Origin of the sequence: Nostoc paludosum FACHB-159 (assembly GCF_014698835.1) — a bacterium.
GTDB lineage: Bacteria > Cyanobacteriota > Cyanobacteriia > Cyanobacteriales > Nostocaceae > Nostoc > Nostoc paludosum.
In genome coordinates this window covers 1-2,693 of sequence record NZ_JACJTU010000155.1, presented here as the reverse complement: position 1 = coordinate 2,693, position 2,693 = coordinate 1, and the positions used below count along the sequence as shown (strand labels likewise).

The 2,693-nt window shown below is 42.8% G+C and carries 3 protein-coding genes and 1 pseudogene; 2 read left to right on the top strand and 2 right to left on the bottom strand.

All coding sequences use genetic code 11. The features are described 5' to 3' along the window. Positions 1–250 (top strand): annotated as a pseudogene (locus tag H6H03_RS40005) (NF041680 family putative transposase); the annotation flags it as partial. Further along, positions 225–875 carry a hypothetical protein gene (locus tag H6H03_RS41090; protein ID WP_242058242.1) on the top strand — a complete coding sequence of 217 codons (651 nt, stop codon included), beginning with the start codon at positions 225–227 and terminating at the stop codon, positions 873–875. The pseudogene H6H03_RS40005 and the gene H6H03_RS41090, both read left to right, overlap by 26 nt. A 289-nt stretch (positions 876–1,164) precedes the next feature. On the opposite strand, the gene H6H03_RS39655 is transcribed toward H6H03_RS41090, so the two are convergent. After that, positions 1,165–2,109 (bottom strand): tetratricopeptide repeat protein, encoded by a 945-nt coding sequence (locus tag H6H03_RS39655; RefSeq protein ID WP_190960434.1) that lies wholly within the window; start codon positions 2,107–2,109, stop codon positions 1,165–1,167. A gap of 213 nt (positions 2,110–2,322) precedes the next feature. Then, positions 2,323–2,520 (bottom strand): hypothetical protein, encoded by a 198-nt coding sequence (locus tag H6H03_RS39650; protein WP_190960433.1) that lies wholly within the window; start codon positions 2,518–2,520, stop codon positions 2,323–2,325. Positions 2,521–2,693 lie beyond the last annotated feature (173 nt).

The window sequence follows — 2,693 nt, the reverse complement described above, 5'->3', positions numbered from 1 at the left end:
AAAATCAGGCAGTTGGGCATTACCCCTCAGACATGAACGGATCACAAGTGGGGAAAGTCCAATTTCAAAAGCGATTTGGCAACTAAAACAGGTGTGTAAGCATTTACCCACCAGACCGATTTCCGTTTGGGATAGTGAATATGGGTGTGCGCCTTTTGTGTTAAAAACTGCCAGTATTCCCGCAGATATTCTGGTAAGATTGCGCTCAAATCTTTGTTTATGGGGTGAACAGTCAAGCTTATTCGGGTAAAGGACGACCCAAAAAACACGGGTCTAAATTCAAACTTAATGAACCCACAACATGGTGTAAGCCTGCATCTGTCTTCGAGGTAGATGATCCGAAATTACAACGGGTACGGGTTAGCCTGTGGAAAAATTTACATTTCCGTAAAGCGGCGACACGTCCTATGTCACTGATTAAAGTTGAACGTCTTGATGAACAAGGTAATCAATCAATATCAAAACCTTTATGGTTAGCTTGGGTGGGAGAAGAAATGCCTCCCTTAGAAGAGGTTTGGCGACTTTACTTGCGTCGCTTTACCGTTGACCACTGGTATCGTTTTTTAAAGCAACGCCTACATTGGACTGTACCCAAGTTTAGTACTCCCAAGCAGTGTGAGCGGTGGAGTGACCTGATGCCTCTGATGACTTGGGAATTGTGGTTAGCCCGTGATATTGTGACTGATAATCCTTTACCTTGGCAGAAGTCCTCCGATAACTTTACCCCTGGGCGAGTTGCTCAAGCTATGGGAGGAGTTTTTGCGGTGATTGGTACTCCCACAAGCTCACCCAAACCTCGCGGAAAGTCCCCTGGTTGGCAAACAGGGAAAAAGCGTCACCGTAGAAACCGATGCCCCATTGTAAAAAAACAGTAACTCCACCACGTAAAGAGCCATCTGTTGCGGTTTAATACTCAAGATTATTCATAATATCATTACGTCTGTTATTAACTCAGCTCTCCTGGGTCTTTTTGGATGGCTTAGTCTAAACTCCAGTCTATTCGCATATCCGTTCTAAGTAGGTCGGTGTGAATATTTATCGTTAGGAATAGGCAGGAGGCAGGAGGCAGAAGGCAGGAGTGAAGAGGGTTTTAGCCTAGTTTATGTTTCTTTACATACTTCGGTTTTTTTGAATCGTTCTACTTACTCCAAACATATCCTCAAATTAACTAACAGAAGGCAACTGGCAATTATGTTGGTTTTGAAGAAAATTTCTGTAAGACGTATCTGTATATAGACTGCCTACCTGGGAACGAGTAATTTTCTGCTGGCAAAGCATTCGGTATAAGTTATTTACAGTTTTGAGCAAGTAAATGTGGTCGGCATCTACAGGATAGAAGTCAGATTTCCGTTCTGCCAGCGCCGCCATAAGATACCATTTAGCGGCTTGGGTGTAATTTACCTTCGCACCAAGACCAGTTTCATAGAGTTCGGCGAGTTTTATCCATAGGGTGTAATTTTGGCTGCGTTGCATGAAACTTGCTGCCTCAGTATATCTTTTCTGAGTCAGTAGTAAACTTGAGAGCCAGTCAATAGCTTGTTGGTTGTTGGGGTCGAATTGTAAAGCCTGTCGAATATAGCTTTCTACTTTTTGTTGCTGTGGCTTTAAAGTGCTGAGGTGTTCGTCTGCTGGGCGAGTGCTATCATTTAGACGCGCTAGTTCCAACGAAACACGAGCAGCAAGTGTATTACCTGCGTGTTGATTGGCTCTCAATAGCCATACCTCAGCTTTTGCATCATCTTTTTTGTTATTCATCAACTGATACCGAAAAGCTTGATAGAGAAAAAATTCACTTTCGGCATAGTTTTGATTAGCTGCTTTGATATACCAGTTCATCGCTGTTGGAATATCTTTAGGGTTTCCTCTACCAAACTCATACCAATCAAAAGTTTTGGCGGTGTAATACTGAGCTATGACATCACCCTTGGCGGCGGCTGGTGCTAATTGTTTACGGAGTCGCAACGCATTTTCTATCCGGAATTTGTCAAATACAAAGACCTGCTTAAACGAGGTGATTTCTACTGTTGAGTACTGGGTAAACAACGGATAATTTGCATTCTGCCCTAACACTGGGTACTTGCTGTGTGTGGTTGCCAATGCAAAAGTCATACTCAACAAGAATAAACACAAACTGAAGAATAATATGTATCGATTAGAGGCTAACTTAAAGTGTAGAAATGATAATTTCACTTGGTTAAACAACTATAAAGTTCAACAGTGTATAGAAGCATACCTAAGATAACTCAAGAAATCTGAAATTAGGAGTAGCTCTCACGGATGAAATGCGTCTAGGTTTTTTCAGAACTGGTGCTTAATATTCCTCTACCCCATCAACCCCAAATGCCGATGAAAAGCCTCAACCGCATTTGCCACCCCATCCTCACCCCGAATCTTCTCCCCTAACTCTTGGGCTTTTTGAAGCATCGCCTCATCACCCAGTACAACTTCAATCGCTGCCGCTAGAGTTTTTTCTGATACCTTCTGGTACGGTATCGGTGCAGGGCTAACTCCTAACCGCATTAGCATCTCACCCCACACTGGCTGAGGAGCGAAAAAGGGTACGACGATTGAGGGTATCCCTGCACGGGGAGCAATGCGATTTTGTTAGATGACCCCAAAAAAAGTGCGATCGCTAATTAGTTTTTTCAGTACACAAATTTATTAACTACATGTTTAGCAGTATTAATACTTAA

Coding starts and splice junctions, on each gene's coding strand:
- H6H03_RS39655 (WP_190960434.1), bottom strand. CDS start 2,109: ATGACTTTTGCATTGGCAACCACACACAGCAAGTACCCAGTGTTAGGG.
- H6H03_RS39650 (WP_190960433.1), bottom strand. CDS start 2,520: ATGCGGTTAGGAGTTAGCCCTGCACCGATACCGTACCAGAAGGTATCA.